This is a genomic window from Mucilaginibacter sp. (genome assembly GCF_036568825.1).
GTDB lineage: Bacteria > Bacteroidota > Bacteroidia > Sphingobacteriales > Sphingobacteriaceae > Mucilaginibacter.
Map to the genome: position 1 here is coordinate 1 of NZ_DATCRU010000032.1, position 18,538 is coordinate 18,538.

Consider the following 18,538-nt stretch of genomic DNA (forward strand, 5'->3'; position numbering starts at 1 on the left):
GTTTGGGCACTGGAAGCATTCGGTGCGTCAAACATCCTGCAGGAAATATTGACTGTTAAGTCGGACGACGTTATCGGCCGTGCTAAAACTTACGAAGCAATCGTTAAGGGTGAAAACCTGCCTACACCATCAGTTCCTGAATCATTCAACGTATTGGTTCACGAGTTAAGAGGTTTAGGTTTGGATATCACACTGGAATAATTAGTGAGTTAGTGAATGAGCGAATGAGTGATTAAGATCTTCATTCACTCATTCACAACTCACTCATTCACGCATTAAAAACAAAGGAGACTATGTCTTACAAAAAGGATAATAAAATCAAGAGTAACTTCACCACCATTACCATCAGCCTGGCTTCTCCGGAATCCATTCTTGAGCGTTCAAGCGGTGAGGTTTTAAAACCAGAAACCATTAACTACAGGACCTACAAGCCTGAGCGTGATGGTTTATTCTGCGAACGTATTTTTGGTCCGGTTAAAGATTACGAATGCCATTGCGGTAAGTACAAACGTATCCGTTACAAGGGTATCGTGTGCGACCGTTGCGGTGTTGAAGTAACCGAAAAGAAAGTGCGTCGTGAGCGTATGGGACACATCAACCTGGTGGTTCCTGTTGCTCATATCTGGTATTTCCGTTCGCTGCCCAATAAAATTGGTTACCTGCTAGGCTTACCAACCAAGAAACTCGATCTGATCATTTACTATGAAAGATATGTAGTTATCCAGCCGGGTATTAAAGAAGCTGACGGGATCAGCGCTATGGATTTCCTTACTGAAGAAGAATATCTTGACGTATTGGATACTCTTCCAAAAGAAAACCAATACCTGGATGATAAAGATCCTCAGAAATTCGTTGCAAAAATGGGTGCTGAGGCATTGGAAGAATTGTTAAAACGCCTTGACCTGGATCAGTTATCCTATGATCTGCGTCACCAGGCTGCTAACGAAACTTCTCAGCAACGTAAAAACGAAGCTTTAAAACGCCTCCAGGTAGTTGAAGCTTTCCGCGATGCAAAAACAAGGATCGAAAATAACCCCGAGTGGATGATCGTTAAGATCGTTCCGGTTATCCCGCCAGAACTACGTCCGTTGGTGCCATTGGAAGGTGGCCGTTTCGCTACTTCCGATTTAAACGACTTATACCGTCGTGTGATCATCCGCAACAACCGTTTGAAACGTTTGATCGAGATCAAAGCACCAGAAGTAATTTTACGTAACGAAAAACGTATGCTGCAGGAAGCTGTGGATTCGTTATTCGATAACTCACGTAAAGTAAACGCTGTAAAAACTGAAGGTAACCGTGCCTTAAAATCACTTTCAGATATCCTGAAAGGTAAACAAGGCCGTTTCCGTCAAAACTTATTAGGTAAACGTGTTGACTACTCAGCCCGTTCGGTAATTGTTGTAGGTCCAAACCTGAAATTACACGAATGCGGTTTACCAAAAGATATGGCTGCCGAGCTGTTCAAACCATTCATCATTCGTAAAATGATCGAAAGAGGTGTGGTAAAAACAGTAAAATCAGCTAAAAAGATTGTTGACCGCAAAGACCCATTGGTATGGGATATATTGGAAAACGTACTGAAAGGTCACCCTGTGTTACTAAACCGTGCGCCTACGCTGCACCGTTTGGGTATCCAGGCTTTCCAGCCAAAACTGGTTGAAGGTAAAGCTATCCAGCTGCACCCGTTAACCTGTACCGCGTTCAACGCCGACTTTGACGGTGACCAGATGGCTGTGCACGTACCGCTTGGTAATGCTGCTATTTTGGAAGCCCAGATTTTGATGCTTGCATCGCACAACATTCTTAACCCTGCCAACGGTACACCTATCACCGTACCATCTCAGGACATGGTGCTTGGTTTGTACTACATAACCAAAGGCCGTAAAACTGATGCAACCCGTGTGGTAAAAGGTGAAGGCCTGTCGTTCTACTCTGCTGAAGAGGTGATCATCGCCTTCAACGAGAAGAAAGTTGACCTGCACGCCTTCATCAAGGTTAAAACCAATGTGAAGGAAAAAGATGGCAGCATCAAGAATAAACTGATTGAAACTACTGTAGGACGTGTGTTGTTTAACCAGCACGTTCCTGAAGAAGTAGGTTATATCAATGAGCTGCTGACCAAAAAATCACTTCGCGATATCATCGGTGATGTTGTGAAAGTTACAGGTATGGCTCGCGCTGCCCAGTTCCTGGATGACATTAAGGAATTAGGTTTCCAGATGGCGTTCAATGGTGGCTTGTCGTTCAACCTGAAAGACTTGAACATCCCTGCTCAGAAAGTTACTTTGATAGAACAAGCTTCTAAAGAAGTAGAAGAAGTAATGAATAACTATAACATGGGTTTCATTACCAATAACGAGCGTTACAACCAGATCATCGATATCTGGACACGTATCAACAACCGTTTGACTGCAAACGTAATGGAGATATTGTCGACAGATAACCAGGGCTTCAACTCTGTGTACATGATGCTTGATTCTGGTGCCCGTGGTTCTAAAGAGCAGATTCGTCAGCTTGCAGGTATGCGTGGTCTGATGGCGAAACCGCAAAAATCAGGTTCAGGTGGTGAAATTATCGAGAACCCGATCCTTTCAAACTTTAAAGAAGGTTTGTCGGTATTGGAGTACTTCATTTCAACCCACGGTGCCCGTAAAGGTTTGGCCGATACGGCTTTGAAAACTGCTGACGCCGGTTACCTGACCCGTCGTTTACATGACGTTGCGCAGGATATGATCGTTGGCGAAGTGGATTGCGGAACACTGAGAGGTATATTCACCACAGCATTAAAAGACAACGAAGACATTGTTGAACCATTGTATGACCGTATTTTGGGCCGTACTTCATTACATGATGTACATGACCCGATCACTGGTGATCTATTGGTTTCAGCGGGTCAGGATATAGACGAGGAAATCGCTAAGAGCATAGAAAATTCACCGCTGGAAGGTATCGAAATCCGTTCGGTATTAACTTGCGAAAGCAAACGCGGTGTGTGTGCATTGTGCTACGGACGTAACCTTGCAAGCGGTAAGCGCGTGCAGATGGGCGAGGCTGTAGGTGTAATTGCTGCACAGTCTATCGGTGAGCCTGGTACACAGTTAACACTTCGTACATTCCACGTGGGTGGTACTGCTTCGAACATTGCTGCAGAATCGCAGATCAATGCCCGTTTTGAAGGTATCATCGAATTTGAAAATGTACGTACCGTGCCATTCCAAACTGAAGAAGGTACAGTTGATGTAGTATTGGGTCGTTCAGGTGAGTTCCGTATCCTTGAGCAGGGAAGCAATAAAGTGATCATGACCAATAATATTCCATACGGTTCATACCTGTATGCGAAGGATGGCAGCAAGATATCTAAAGGCGACCGTATCTGTTCTTGGGACCCATATAACGCGGTAATTATCTCTGAATTTGCCGGTGTAGCTAAGTTTGACGCAGTATTGGAAGGTATCACTTTCCGTGAAGAATCAGACGAACAAACTGGTCACCGCGAAAAAGTGATCATCGATACCCGTGATAAAACCAAGAACCCTGCTATCCAGATCACCGATACAAAAGCTAACCTGATAAAAGGATACAACATCCCTGTAGGTGCTCACATTGCTGTTGATGAAGGTGATAAGATCCAGACAGGACAGGTTATCGCTAAGATCCCTCGTTCAACTGGTAAAACACGCGACATCACCGGTGGTCTGCCACGTGTAACTGAATTGTTCGAAGCTCGTAACCCGTCTAACCCGGCTGTAGTAACCGAAATTGACGGTGTTGTAAGCTTAGGCGGTGTTAAACGTGGTAACCGTGAGATCACTATCGAATCAAAAGATGGTCAGATCAAGAAATACCTGGTTCCGCTGTCAAAACACATCCTTGTACAGGATAATGACTTTGTGAAAGCCGGTATGCCATTGTCTGACGGTTCAATATCACCTGCTGATATCCTGGCTATCAAAGGCCCGGCTGCAGTACAGGAATACCTGGTGAATGGTATACAGGAAGTTTACCGTTTGCAGGGTGTGAAGATCAACGATAAACACTTTGAGGTTATCGTTCACCAGATGATGCAGAAAGTGCAGATTGAAGATGCCGGCGATACCCGCTTCCTTGAAAAAGAAGCTGTTGATGGCTGGGACTTCATGATGGAGAACGACGAGATCTATGATAAGAAAGTAATTGTTGAACCAGGTGACTCTACTACACTGAAGGCTGGTCAGATCGTATCGGTTAGAAGACTCAGAGATGAGAACTCTATCCTGAAACGTAAAGACATGAAGCTGGTTGAAGTGAGAGATGCTATCCCGGCAACATCTAGTCCGTTGCTGCAAGGTATCACCAGGGCATCATTGGGTACTAAATCATTTATCTCTGCCGCATCATTCCAGGAAACAACCAAAGTACTGAATGAAGCTGCTATTGCGGGTAAAAAAGACCTTATGCTTGGTCTGAAGGAAAACGTGATCGTTGGTCACTTGATCCCATCAGGAACAGGTTTGCGTCAATACGAAAACATCCGTGTAGGATCGCAGGAGGAATTTGATCGCCTGATGGCTTCAAAGACCGAAGAAGTTGAAGCGTAATTCAATTTTCTGAATAAATTTGGTAAAGCCTTCTGTGAAAACGGAAGGCTTTACTGTTTTAAGCAGGCTTTGTAACTATTTCGATATTAGTTACTTTTGTGTTAGAAAGTGGTTAAAATGAAACTTATATCGGTCAATCTTTTTTAATTTGCTTATTATTGCACGCAAAAACTAAACGAGAGTTTTTTGCGTTTTCACTCCTATGATTATCGAAGAAGAATGAATAGCCTCAAAATCTACCTAACCATACTTGTTACTTTCCTGTTTTTTTTAGCTTATACCCCGGCTTCGGCCCAGGGGCTTTCTCAAAATTTATCCAGTATAAATGTTGATGACCTGTCGGATGCACAGATCATGCAGTTGATGCAAAAAGCTCAGCAAATGGGTTTGAGCGATTCTCAATTGATACAGTTGGCCCAGGCAAAAGGAGTATCAGATGACCAGATAAAAAAGCTGCAGGCAAGGGTAAATGATATCCGTAAAAAGAATGGTATTACCGGGAATAACAATAATGGTAACAATAATAACCCCGGCAATTCAAACGGCAATGATACTACCAGGCAGAGTGGCCGGAAATTAAATTTTACTCCGGATACAACAAACAATCAAAAACAGCCAAATCAACTTGATGTATTTGAGGAACTTAAGCCTAAGATATTTGGTGCGGACCTTTTTAGAAACAGCACTGCCAATACATTTCAACCTAACCTGAAGTTGGCTACGCCTGTAAATTATATTGTTGGTCCTGATGACCAGATAAGGATCAATGTTTATGGTAATTCTTCGGTTGACTGGAGTTTAGATGTTTCGCCTGAAGGTAATATCAATATACCCGGAATAGGGGTGCTGAACGTTTCCGGCAAGACTATAGAAGAAGTGACAGCTGCGGTGAAAAGCAAGCTGGCTGCAAATAATTACGCAATTGGTAAAGGCACAAATGTAAAGGTAAGCTTAGGTAATATTCGCAGTATCAGCGTGATCTTACAGGGTCAGTTGATGAAGCCGGGAACTTATACCTTGCCATCATTGGCCACTGTATTTAATGCGCTTTATGCTGCCGGAGGGCCGAATGACGTAGGCTCATTCAGGCAGATCGAGGTAATACGTGATAATAAAGTGATCCGTCATGTCGATTTATATGATTTCCTTGTTAAGGGAAGCCAAAAAGACAATATTTCACTGAGAGATCAGGACGTGATACGCGTACCTGCTTATAAGGTACGTGTTCTGCTAAAAGGAGAGGTAAAGATACCTGCATTATTTGAGGTATTACCGGGTGAAAAATTGCAGGATGTATTAAACTTTTCAGGAGGCTTTACCGATGAAGCGTATACAAAGCGTATCAAGGTTGACCAGGTAAGCGATCAGCAGCGAAGGTTTGCTGATGTGCCTGAAACGGATTTCGACAAATACACTCCTTTACGTGGGGATAAGTTTACGGTTGATAAAATTATCAATCGTTATGAAAACCGGGTACAGATCACGGGAGCTGTTTTCAGACCGGGAATTTTTGAATTGAAGAAAGGTTTAACCTTGTCACAATTGATAAAAAATGCCGGAGGGTTGAAGGAAGATGCATTCACGCCTCATGGCAGTATAGTGAGACTTAATCCGGATAATACGCAACAGCAATTGTCTTTTAATGTGAATGATGTCTTAAACCAACCTTCTGCCGATATCCCGTTACAAAGAGAAGATAGTGTGTCGATTGCTTCTATTTTTGATTTGCGCGATAAATATATGGTCACCATTAAAGGAGAAGTTCGGAATCCAGGAGATTTCGCATTTGCCGACAGCATGAAGGTGACGGACCTGATCATTAAGGCCGGAGGATTTAAAGAAGGCGCCACCGGTAAAAGAATTGAAGTGTCGAGAAGAGTTTACGACAGTGATCCAACTATTGCAAATACCAAGGTCGCCCAGGTATTCAGTGTGGATATCGACCCGAATTTAAAGACTAATGATGCCAATTTTACGCTCAGGCCTTATGATATCGTATCGATATACAGTTTGCCTGGCTTTGAAACTCAAAGAGTGGTAAAGGTTGAAGGTGAGGTGTTATATCCGGGTTACTATACCATTCAAAATAAGAATGAGCGGATATCCGATATGATCAAACGCGCAGGCGGGCTAACAAAATCTGCGGATATAGATGGTACCAGTTTAAGGCGCGACAATGCAGCGGTATTAGGAATTGATAAATCAAAAATAGATACCTCTGAAATAAACAAGGAGCGTGCTGAAAATTTTCAAAGGCTTCAGAATGATTATAATACCTCGTCGGATAATTCAAATACGAATGGAGCGCCCGGAAATGGTAGCGGTTCGGCAAGTGGCAATAATAAGGGACAGGGTAATAATAACAACGACGTTAACGCAAAGAAGGATAGTATTTATCAACCGAGAAATAACTTCATAGGTATTGATCTTCATAAAATTTTAGAAAATCCGGGTGGTACGTATGACCTTATCCTGGAGGATGCTGATGTATTAAGAGTGCCTAAATTACTGCAAACAGTTAGGGTAAACGGTGAAGTACTGTATCCGAGCGCTGTTGTATACACCAAGGGAAAATCATTTAAAGAATATGTTCTGAATGCCGGTGGGTATTCACCTAATGCTTTAAAGCGGGGTGCTTATATAGTTTATCCAAATGGAACCGTTAAAGGGACGAGAAAGGTACTGTTCTTTAACAGTCACCCGTCTGTAAAGCCGGGGAGCGAGATATATGTGCCCGAAAAGCCGGAGAAACGATCTAATCCGCAAGAATTAGTGGCATTCACAACCGGTTTCGCCTCATTAGGAGCGATTATCCTTGGTTTAATTACATTGCTAAAAAAATAATACCTGATAAATTCGGAATTAATGATTCAATCTGATATAGAAGATAAGAATACAGATGTTGACGACAAAACATCGTTGAAGCATTTTATCCAAAGGGTACAGTATTGGTGGGCATATTCGAAGCGTAAATGGAAACTGATCCTGTTGGGGTTCCTGGTTTGCGCGGGTTTGGGTTTAACTTACTCCTTCTTAAAGAAGCCCCTCTACGATGCCGAGCTTAGTTTTGCCATCCAGGATGATAACTCTACCGGAGGGAAACTTGGCGCCGCAGTAGGCTTAGCCAGCCAGTTTGGTATTGATCTTTCAGGCAGTAATATCGGCGGAGCTTTCTCGGGTGACAATTTATTAGAGTTACTTCGCTCACGTGCGATGGTAGAAAAATCTTTGCTTACATCGGTTACAATTAACGGTAAACAGGAGACGCTTGCAGAACTATATATCACCTTTAATAAATTGCGTCAGCGTTGGGGCGATGACCCGGCCTTAAAAAATATTCAGTTTTTACCTAATGCCGACCGGAGTAAATTCACTTTGTCACAGGACAGTTTACTGGGAACATTTTATGGCGTTCTAATTAAGAAGAACCTTAACGTGGATAAAGTAGACAAAGATCTGAGTATTGTTACCATTAAGGTTGAGACGAAAAATGAGCTGTTTTCGAAATACTTTACCGAAGCAATGGTAAAAACGGTTTCTGACTTTTACATCGAAACCAAAACAAAAAAATCGGCTCAGAATGTAAATGTACTTCAAAGATTAACTGATTCGGTTCGCAAAGAATTAAACGCCGCCATTACAGGAGTTGCTACTACATCAGATGTCAACCCAAATGCGAATCCGACATTACAGATATTAAAAGTGCCATCACAGCATCGCCAGGTAGATGTGGAAGCGAATGGCGCCATGTTAACTGAGCTGGTTAAGAATTTAGAGCTTGCCAAGATTTCGCTGCGAAAAGAAACACCCCTGATTCAGATAATAGATACCCCGATTTTACCTCTTGAAGAGAAGAAGGTTTCGAAGCCTATTGCATTCTTAGTTGGAGGTATTATTGGAGCTATACTGATGATAATCAATATTTTGATCAGGGGACGGTACAGAGAAATAATGAGCGCGAACTAAGGACAATTGCCTTTAGTTATTTGGTGGCTTATTTACAATTGAGAATTTACCTTTGATTAAACTAAATATATGTCAGAAATGCAAAGCCCTTCCTTATTTGAACCCTCGGGGAAAGTGAAGATCGGTATCATCGGGCTTGGTTATGTAGGGCTGCCTTTAGCTGCTGAGTTTGCTGCAAAATATACCGTTATAGGATTTGATATTAACAAAAACCGCATAGAAGAATTGTCTTCCGGTCACGACCATACACTGGAAGTGAGTGATGAGCAGTTGCTGAAGGTGGTGATCAATAAAGAACAATTAAATAGCCATGCAACCGGACTTCTCTGCACAAATGAGCAGGAATATTTAAATGATTGCACTGTTTTTATCGTTACAGTTCCTACGCCAACCGACAGGCATAACCGACCTGACTTAACGCCATTGTACAAGGCCAGCCAAACAGTAGGTAAGGCCCTCAAAAAGAACGACGTAGTTGTTTATGAATCAACCGTATATCCTGGTGTAACGGAAGATGAATGTGTGCCTGTATTGGAACAAGTGTCAGGATTAAAATTCAACCAGGATTTCTTCGCAGGATATTCTCCTGAGCGCATCAACCCGGGTGACAAAGAACACACAGTTGCCAAAATATTAAAAGTGACATCGGGCTCGACTTCAGAAGCTGCTGAATTTGTTGACCAGTTATACGGTTCTATTATTGTTGCCGGAACTTATAAGGCAGCATCTATTAAAGTAGCTGAAGCTGCCAAAGTGATCGAAAACACCCAACGGGATATCAATATTGCTTTTGTTAACGAACTGAGCAAGATTTTTAATCGTCTTGGTATCAATACAAACGATGTGTTGGAAGCCGCCGGTACCAAATGGAATTTCTTAAAATTCAAACCAGGATTGGTTGGTGGGCATTGCATCGGTGTAGACCCGTATTACCTGGCGCAGAAAGCACAGGAGCTAGGCTATCATCCTGAGATCATATTGGCTGGCCGCAGATTAAATGACGGCATGGGCGAATATGTGGCAGACGAGGTGATTAAACTGATGGTGAGAAAAGGCATACAGGTTATTCATAGCAAAGTGCTTTTACTGGGGTTCACCTTTAAGGAAAACTGCCCGGATGTGCGAAATACCAGGGTGATCGATATTGTACGTAGATTGAAAGAGTATAAAACTGATGTCTGCATACTAGATCCATGGGCCGATCCTGTCGAAGTGAACCGTGAGTATGGTGTTGACTGTATCAATAGTGCGGTAAACGAAAAATACGATGCAGTGATACTGGCAGTAGCGCATAAAGAGTTTAAAGAGATGGACATCTCAAAGTTTTTAAATAACCCGGCTGTGGTTTATGATGTGAAAGGTGTGCTGTCGCGTGATTTGGTGGATGCCTGTCTTTAATTATTTAATTGTTGCAAAAAATGTACGAACACAAATATCATAACGAAGATATAAGTAAATACAGTTTCCTGATCACAGGAGGCGCGGGCTTTATCGGCTCAAACCTGGTGGAATATTTACTAAAACACGAGGCGGGAAAAGTACGCGTGCTTGATAATCTATCTACAGGGTACTACACTAATATCGAACGCTTTATTGCCAATCCCGCGTTTGAATTTGTTGAGGGGGATATCCGTAACCTGGAAGTATGCCAAAATGCCGTAAAGGGAATGGATTTCGTATCACACCAGGCCGCTTTGGGGTCGGTTCCTCGCTCTATCAATGATCCCATCACGACTAACGAAGTGAACATAAGCGGCTTTCTGAATATGCTGGTAGCTGCCCGTGATGAGAATGTAAAGCAATTTATTTATGCAGCAAGCTCAAGTACTTACGGCGATCATCCGGGCCTTCCAAAAGTTGAAGATAAAATAGGTAATCCTCTTTCGCCATATGCGGTTACCAAATATGTGAATGAGTTGTATGCTGCGGTGTTCTCCAAAACGTATAATTTTCATACAATAGGGCTTAGATATTTTAATGTGTTCGGACCATACCAGAATCTGCATGGACCGTATGCTGCAGTTATTCCATTGTTTATTGAAGCTGCCTTAAAAGGGGAAGCTCCAAGTATTAATGGAGACGGCGAAACCAGCCGTGATTTTACTTTTGTTGACAATGCGGTTCAGGCTAATATTAAAGCATTACTTAACAACAATATTGAAAAACACGAGGTGATCAACATCGCAGTAGGTCAACGCACAACCCTGAACCAATTATGGCAGATGCTGTGCGAATTATCCGGCAACAGCATCGAGGCTATTCACAAACCAGAGCGCCGGGGCGATGTGCGGCATAGCCTTGCGGACATAAGCAAAGCAGAAGCATTAATACAATATAAACCTCAATATTCAATTAAAGAAGGACTCGGGATGACCTACAAATGGTATCAGGACGAGGTGTACAGCAAACTGTGATATGAGTGTAGCGTTAGCAAAAATTATTGATCTGCCGAAGATCCTGGATGAACGGGGCAACCTGTCATTCCTTGAAGAGAACAAGCATATTCCGTTTGAAATAAAGCGTACTTATTGGATATATGACGTGCCAGGCGGTGAAACGCGCGGCGGACATGCCTATAAAACCAACCAGGAATTTATAGTAGCCATCTCGGGAAGTTTCGATGTAGTATTGAATGATGGAAAGGATACGAAGATATTTTCATTGAATAGATCCTATTATGGCCTGTATGTGCCTAACGGTTTGTGGCGGCATATGGAAAATTTCTCAACCAATTCCCTTGCATTGATCATTGCATCTGAGGATTACGATGCGGATGACTATATACGGGATTACGATCAGTTTTTGTTAAGCTCCAAAGCCAGGTAATATGACTTCAGTATACGATTGTTCCATATTTGATTTGCCAAGGATCAAAAACCGGGCGGGAAATATTACCCCGGTGCACAACAATATCGAAATACCTTTTGCCATAAAAAGGGTGTTCTATCTGTATGATATCCCCGGCGGTGAATCGCGCGGAGCGCATGCCCATAAAGAGTGCCACCAGTTTTTAATTGCGGCCAGTGGGAGCTTTGAGGTTTCATTAAATGATAGCCGGACACAACGTACCGTACAGCTAAACCGGCCTTATCTGGGATTGCATATTCCTCCGGGTATATGGGCATCTGAGATCAATTTCTCTTCAGGGGCTATTTGCCTGGTATTTGCTTCGCACACCTATAATGAAAAAGATTACATCAGGGACTATAACGACTTTTTAAGCACCAGGAAATGATACACGAGTTGTCTGATGTAAAAACGACTGCAATAGGCAGCGACACCCGGGTTTGGCAATATTCCGTAATACTGGAACATGCCAGGATAGGAAATAACTGCAATATCAACTGTCATGTGTTTATCGAAAATGACGTAGTGATAGGAGACAATGTGACTCTGAAATCAGGGGTGTATGTTTGGGACGGCATCACGATAGAAGATAATGTATTTATCGGTCCAAATGTGACCTTTACCAATGATAAAAGACCGAGATCAAAACAATATCCGGAATCATTTTTACGGACAACCATTAAAAGAAATGCCTCTATCGGCGCGGCTTCAATTATTCTTGGCGGTATCGAAATTGGCGAATATGCGATGATTGGAGCGGGCTCTTTAGTTACTAAAAGTGTTTCTGCAAGGGCGCTCGTTATGGGAAGCCCGGCTAAAATAACCGGTTGGCTGAATGAAGATGGCACCAAAATGAGCCACAATGGTGATCATTATATTGATAATAATGGAGCGAAGTGGGTAGTGAAAAATAATAACCTGGTTCAACTATGAATATCCCTTTTTTAAATTTTACATACATGCACTCGGCTATAAAGGCCGAAATGACCAAAGCTTTTGAAGATGTATACGATGGCTATTGGTACATTATGGGTAAGCAGCTCACCGAATTTGAGCAGGCCTACGCCCGGTACAACCAGGTAGAGCATGCGGTAGGTGTAAGCAATGGTTTGGATGCGCTGCATTTGAGCCTGAGGGCATTGAATATCGGCGCGGGCGATGAAATAATTATTCCATCCAACACTTACATTGCAACTGTCCTCTCTGCATCTTATGTAGGAGCTACACCTGTCTTTGCAGAGCCAGATAAGTCAACCTACAACCTTGATCCTGCAAATATTGAAGCAGTTATAACTTCCAGAACAAAAGCGATTATGCCGGTGCATCTTTATGGCCAGGCCTGCCAGATGGAAGAAATAATGGCTATTGCCCAAAAGCATAATTTATATGTGATAGAGGATAACGCCCAGGCACATGGGGCAACTTACAAAGGAAAAATGACAGGTGCATGGGGCGATGCCAATGGAACGAGCTTTTATCCGGGCAAGAACCTGGGAGCTCTGGGAGATGGTGGTGCTGTGACTACCAACGATGCCGAAGTTGCGCGGCAAATAATGGTACTGCGTAATTATGGTTCGCAGGTGAAATATAAAAATGAGGTTGTTGGTTACAACATGCGCCTGGATGAATTGCAGGCAGCTTTCCTGAACGTGAAATTGAAATATATCGCTGAGTGGACCGCCGAGCGACAGTTGATTGCTCAATGGTATGATGAAGCGTTGGGGGACGTTACTGAAATTACATTACCACACGTTCATAAAGATGCGACACACGTGTATCACTTGTATGTTATTCGCACCGAGAAAAGGGACGCTTTGCAAAAACATCTGACAGAGCAGGGGATAGGAACATTGATCCATTACCCAATACCTCCGCATTTGCAAGAGGCGTATAGCCATTTGCAATTAAAGAAGGGCCAGTTCCCGATAGCTGAAGAAATAGCGGATACCTGCCTGAGTATACCGCTGTGGCCCGGCATGCAAAAAAATGATGTAGAAAGGGTAAGTGATGCAATTAAAAACTTTTTCAGAAAGTGATTGTCCGAAGGCTGATTAAATAACAGAGCCGGCAACACAACGATTAAAAAGGTTAATGTCCAAAGAAAACTCATACCGTCAGATATTTAAAACTACTTCGATCTTCGGAGGTGTTCAGATCTTCAATATCGCGATCAATATTATCCGCTCAAAGTTCATCGCCATACTTTTAGGGCCAGGAGGGATGGGTATTGCGGGATTGTTTACGTCTACCATTACTGTAATAACCAATCTTACCAATTTCGGCCTTGCCACCAGCTCTGTAAAAAATGTGGCTGCTGCTAACTCTACAGGAGATATGGAGCGGGTTTCTGTGGTAGTCGGCGTTCTCAGAAGACTAGTCTGGCTTACAGGTTTATTGGGTGTAATCATTATGCTGGTGCTTGCCCCGTGGCTGAGCGAATTGACCTTCGGCAGCCGGAAATATACTTACGGCTTCATGGCGCTTTCCATTACCTTATTGTTTACCCAGTTGAATGCCGGACAATTAGCCGTTTTGCAAGGCTTACGAAAAATCCAATACCTGGCTAAGGCTGATTTGATCGGTACCATCATGGGCCTTATCGTTTCAGTACCCATGTATTATTTCTGGAGGGAGCAAGGCATTGTGCCAACAATCATCATCACCTCGATATCGATGGTTTTGTTGTCCTGGTACTTCTCATCTAAAATCAAACTGCAAAAGCAAAAGATAACATTTACGTTATTGAACACGGAAGGCCGCGAAATGATGACGATGGGCTTCCTGTTAAGCTTTAGCGGACTTATTACCCTTGGTGTCGCTTATCTTGTAAGGATATATATTAGCAGAACCGGCGGTCTTGAGCAGGTAGGTTTGTATAATTCAGGATTTGCGATTATCAATTCCTATGTCGGCCTTATTTTCACCGCCATGGCGACGGATTACTATCCACGTCTTTCAGCTGTTTCCAGCGATAATAAAGCACTGAAAAATGTGATCAATCAGCAGGGGGAGATCGCCGTACTTATTATTTCGCCTATTATTTCCATCTTCCTGGTATATATCAATTTCATCGTGGTGCTATTGTACTCGAGCCGTTTTACCGGAGTTAACGGTATGATACATTGGGCCGCATTGGGAATGATTTTCAAAGCTGCAAGCTGGTCGATAGCATTTATCCTGCTGGCAAAAAGCGATAGTAAAGTATTTTTTTGGAATGAGTTAGCAAATAACGCCTATATGCTGGTTTTCAATTTGCTCGGGTACAAATATGGCGGGCTTAATGGTATGGGTATATCTTTCCTGGCAGGTTATGTCATCTATTTCTTCCAGGTGTTCTTTTTGGCCAGGCACCGATATGAATTTGGCTTTTTTAAAGAATTTATTGGAATAATGGGTATACAATTGGTATTAAATGTATGCTGCTTTTTGTCGGTAATACTGCTGCATCATCCTTATAATTACCTGGCCGGGACATTTTTTATTGCTTTATCTTTGGCTTTTTCAATCAAAGAACTAAATAAAAGGCTCGCTTTAACGGCTATTTTAAAACAATTGAAGCAAAAGTTTAGTAAATGACCGCAGATCAACCATTAGTATCAGTAATTATACCCTGTTATAATCACCAGCAATATATAACGCAGTGTGTTGAGAGTGTCATTAATCAAACCTATAAAAACTTTGAGCTTACGGTTATTGATGACGGCTCGAAAGATAACAGCCCCGAAATACTAAAGGAATTACAGAAGAAGTATGGCTTCAACCTGGTGATACAGGAAAACAGGGGCCTGGCCATGACATTGAACCGGGGTATACAGGAATTTAGCAAAGGAAAATATTATTCATCCTGCTCCTCTGACGATTATTGGGCTTTGGATAAGCTGGAGAAACAAGTGAAGCTTTTAGAAGAGCACCCGGAGTACCCGGCGTGTTTTGGTAAGGCCTACATGGTTGACTTAGATAGCAAAATCATTCCATATCTGACAGAAACAGCAAATAAGTCATTAAAAGGCGGTAGTGTATTTAAGGAGATCATTTTCCAGGAGCTTCATCCGCCGGTGAATTTTATGTTCAGAAGGTCGATATTTGATGAGGTGGGGTATTACAAAAACACCTGGGCGGAGGATTACTATATGGATCTAAAGATCACTGAAAAACATCCGCTTGGCTTTATTGATGAATATATCAGTTATTACCGCCGAAGCCCTGAAGTTGAGAATGTGAAAGCGAAAATGATCAATCAGAAAACTATCTATTCGCATCTTGATTCCCTCAATGAGTATAAACATTCAGCTTATTATAAAAAAGCGCTAAAGCTTTGGTATCTAAGATGTTTTTATTGGTATCTTCCTTATAAATCAACAAAAAAACTGGCCTTTAAAGGAATGATCAGAAATTTGGACCGGTTAACTTCATTCACTTTTTTAAAGGCAATTTTTAAATTCATAGTTCTTTGGAACTAGCCGATAAATGAAACCTGTATAATGATGAATTTGGGAAAATATGTGAAGAGTGGTATACTGATTTTTGCAGTATATATTTACATATTTAACCCTCCGGTTAAGGGGCTTCCTAATCTTATCTGGCTGTTGTTGCCTATTATATGGGGATACCTATTATACTACTCGCTTGTTGGCAAACTCTTATATCTGTTTAAGAATGAGATTATCCTGATCATCCTGATCACCCTGTTTACCGTATTGCGAGACATTGACTGGACAAACGGGACATCCAGCAAAAACTTCTTATATATTAATGGCACCCTGCTGATAGAGGCCATTCCGTTTTCTTTTTTTATCGCGGATATCTGTTCTCGTCACCTAAAGCTGCCGGAAAAAGCCACAAGTGATGAGCGGTTGATCAATATTATCTTATGGACCTGCTTCTCTGCAGCATTCATCACGGTTATGCTGCTTGTTAACCCGTCGCTCAACAACATAATGAATAACAAGATCCTCGCGGCAAGTGAATACCAGCAGGATAATTTACTTCGGGGTTTTGGCTTTGCATCTACGTTATTTTACTCTTACGGACTTGTTCAGGGAACAGCCGCAGCGATCATTCTTCTGAAAATGTCGGAAGCAAAAAAGCATTTCATAATATATTTTATAACCCTTGTTTTTTTATTGATCTCTATCCTGGTAAATGCACGTATCGGCATGGTGCCGGTTATTGTGATGGTAATTTACTTAATATTTATCAGGAAAAAGGTTAAGATGTTCTTGTATGCATCCGGTATATTAGGAGTGATACTGGTTGTATTCCTTTCATCAAGCTTTGCCGAAAAATATCAGAAGATAATTGACTGGGCTTTCAGCTTTTTTACACAAACCTTCGGTTTTGTTTCGGGAGGTAAAAGTAAAACCGGGCCCGATACTTTTGGCGTATTAACTAACATGGTTGTACTACCGGATAATGCACCCGATTGGATAATTGGCTCAGGCGCCGACTTGTTTTTGCATGGTCAAACCAGTGGTACTGTCACCCATTCAGACATCGGTTTTATAAGGCAGCTTTATTATGGCGGTATAGCATATTTAACGTTACTAATGACATTGGTCAGCGTTATGGCAGTTCGTCTTTACAATCTTCAAAAACATAGATGGTTTTTTATCCTTTTTGTATTTACGGTGATTGTGGCAAACATCAAAAGTAATTTTATAAATAATCACTCGGCCTTCAGGCTGTTCCTGCTAATATATATGGGATTTATCTATTATTCGTTTCTTGAAAAGACTAAAAAGCAATCAAGAGTAGCCGATACTAAAGTTTGATATACTATGAATAATGATTTTTGTAAGATTCTGATCATATCAAACAGTATTCCTAACGACGATAATGCAACCAGCATTACACTAAAGAATATGTTTTCGGGGTGGCCTGCAGATAAAGTAGCCATCATATATACATCCCTTGATAAAAACACACCGCAAAGCCAATACCGTACATTTCACATCTCCGAGTTAAAGTTTATAAAAAATAAAGCATCGGATCAGGATGGATTTCTGAAGACTCTCCGTTCATCAAAAAGTGAAGTAAAAGGAGTGAGCGGAGCAGCGCCGAACAAATCGCTGAAGGGTAATATATTAAACTATCTGCATACCCTGGCATCGTCCTATAAAGCATTGCTGCCATACCGGTATGATGATGCGTTGAACCGATTTATTTCTGAATTTAAGCCTGATGTCATTTATTCTCCCCTGGGTTCTATCGCGATAACGGATATCACATACAAACTTTCAGTTCAATACAACCTTCCTGTCGTTCCGCATTTTATGGACGATTGGCCGCATACCATTTATGAAGGCGATCCTATGCTATTAGTACCCCGGCTTAAGAAGAAACGCCTTTTGAATAAAGTCTTGAGGCGAACAAAAGCTGGTATCGTGATCAGCGAAAAAATGGCAAATGAGTACCGATCAGAATACCATAAGGAGTTTTTTGCTTTAATGAATTGCGTGGATATAAAAGAACCGGATAAAACTGATCAGCATAAAAATGGAAAAATAGTGTTCTCTTACTTTGGAGGACTTCACTTGTTAAGATGGCAAACGTTGTTGTCATTTTTTAAGGCGGTTAAAAATAATAGGGCTTATGCAGCTAACGATCTCGAGTTCAGGATTTATACCTCTGATGCAGATCGGGCAAAATATCAGCATGAATTCGGCCAAATTGCCGAGGTAGTATTTTGCGACCGGGTTTCGCAGGGAGCATTGATCGGCGAAATGAGGAAAAGCAATTACTTAGTACATGTGGAGGCATTTGATGAAAAGATTAAGAAATACACACGTCTGTCTATTTCTACCAAGATCCCGGAATATCTGGTGGCGCAAAGACCTATAATAGCCATTGGTCCCGGTGATATTGCGTCAATAGAGTACCTTAGAGATAATGATTGTGCACATGTGATAGCAGATTTGAATAGCCCGGAATTATCAGGGATAATAGATAACTCTGCCTCGGAAGAATATAATAAACGGCTGCTGGCTAATGGCTGGCAGTTATTTTTGAAGAATCATGAAATGCAAACGCAGCACGATTTGTTGAAATATGTTTTTCAGCAGTCACTGGATAAAAAGTAAACAATTAAAATAATACCCCTTAATGCTAACTCAGGTGGAAAATAAAGAGAGATTATGATCTCAGTA

14 protein-coding genes are annotated in these 18,538 nt (G+C 41.8%); all 14 read left to right on the forward strand.

Features of this window, described 5'->3' with window-relative positions; all coding sequences use genetic code 11:
* Window positions 1–201: DNA-directed RNA polymerase subunit beta (locus VIM89_RS06840; RefSeq protein WP_488155395.1), on the forward strand; the 201-nt coding region annotated here is incomplete at its 5' end.
* Between the two features lie 92 nt (window positions 202–293).
* The gene (gene rpoC / locus VIM89_RS06845; RefSeq protein ID WP_488155396.1) at window positions 294–4,580 is read left to right on the forward strand and encodes a DNA-directed RNA polymerase subunit beta'; all 4,287 of its coding nucleotides are present in this window, start codon (window positions 294–296) and stop codon (window positions 4,578–4,580) included.
* Window positions 4,581–4,799: 219 nt separating this feature from the next.
* Complete coding sequence (locus VIM89_RS06850) at window positions 4,800–7,424, forward strand: SLBB domain-containing protein (protein WP_488155397.1); 2,625 nt, start codon at window positions 4,800–4,802, stop codon at window positions 7,422–7,424.
* Between the two features lie 21 nt (window positions 7,425–7,445).
* Window positions 7,446–8,546 (forward strand): lipopolysaccharide biosynthesis protein, encoded by a 1,101-nt coding sequence (locus VIM89_RS06855; protein ID WP_488155398.1) that lies wholly within the window; start codon window positions 7,446–7,448, stop codon window positions 8,544–8,546.
* Window positions 8,547–8,615: 69 nt separating this feature from the next.
* Window positions 8,616–9,944, forward strand: coding sequence for a nucleotide sugar dehydrogenase (locus VIM89_RS06860; protein WP_488155399.1), 1,329 nt, complete (start codon window positions 8,616–8,618; stop codon window positions 9,942–9,944).
* A gap of 20 nt (window positions 9,945–9,964) precedes the next feature.
* Entirely contained in the window at window positions 9,965–10,960 is a 996-nt protein-coding gene (locus VIM89_RS06865) for an SDR family oxidoreductase (protein ID WP_488155400.1), read from the forward strand.
* A gap of 1 nt (window position 10,961) precedes the next feature.
* Entirely contained in the window at window positions 10,962–11,372 is a 411-nt protein-coding gene (locus VIM89_RS06870) for a sugar 3,4-ketoisomerase (RefSeq protein ID WP_488155401.1), read from the forward strand.
* A gap of 1 nt (window position 11,373) precedes the next feature.
* On the forward strand, window positions 11,374–11,781 hold the full coding sequence (locus tag VIM89_RS06875; protein ID WP_488155402.1) for a sugar 3,4-ketoisomerase: 408 nt from the start codon (window positions 11,374–11,376) through the stop codon (window positions 11,779–11,781).
* Window positions 11,778–12,326, forward strand: coding sequence for an acyltransferase (locus VIM89_RS06880; protein ID WP_488155403.1), 549 nt, complete (start codon window positions 11,778–11,780; stop codon window positions 12,324–12,326). The genes VIM89_RS06875 and VIM89_RS06880 overlap by 4 nt, the downstream gene beginning before the upstream one ends.
* On the forward strand, window positions 12,323–13,429 hold the full coding sequence (locus VIM89_RS06885) for a DegT/DnrJ/EryC1/StrS family aminotransferase (RefSeq protein ID WP_488155404.1): 1,107 nt from the start codon (window positions 12,323–12,325) through the stop codon (window positions 13,427–13,429). Before VIM89_RS06880 ends, VIM89_RS06885 begins: the two co-directional genes overlap by 4 nt.
* 55 nt (window positions 13,430–13,484) lie before the next feature.
* On the forward strand, window positions 13,485–14,969 hold the full coding sequence (locus VIM89_RS06890; RefSeq protein ID WP_488155405.1) for an O-antigen translocase: 1,485 nt from the start codon (window positions 13,485–13,487) through the stop codon (window positions 14,967–14,969).
* Window positions 14,966–15,853 (forward strand): glycosyltransferase family 2 protein, encoded by an 888-nt coding sequence (locus VIM89_RS06895; protein WP_488155406.1) that lies wholly within the window; start codon window positions 14,966–14,968, stop codon window positions 15,851–15,853. The genes VIM89_RS06890 and VIM89_RS06895 overlap by 4 nt, the downstream gene beginning before the upstream one ends.
* Window positions 15,854–15,874: 21 nt before the next feature.
* Window positions 15,875–17,164, forward strand: a complete 1,290-nt coding sequence (locus VIM89_RS06900) for a hypothetical protein (protein WP_488155407.1) — start codon at window positions 15,875–15,877, stop codon at window positions 17,162–17,164.
* A gap of 6 nt (window positions 17,165–17,170) precedes the next feature.
* On the forward strand, window positions 17,171–18,472 hold the full coding sequence (locus VIM89_RS06905; RefSeq protein WP_488155408.1) for a glycosyltransferase family protein: 1,302 nt from the start codon (window positions 17,171–17,173) through the stop codon (window positions 18,470–18,472).
* Window positions 18,473–18,538 lie beyond the last annotated feature (66 nt).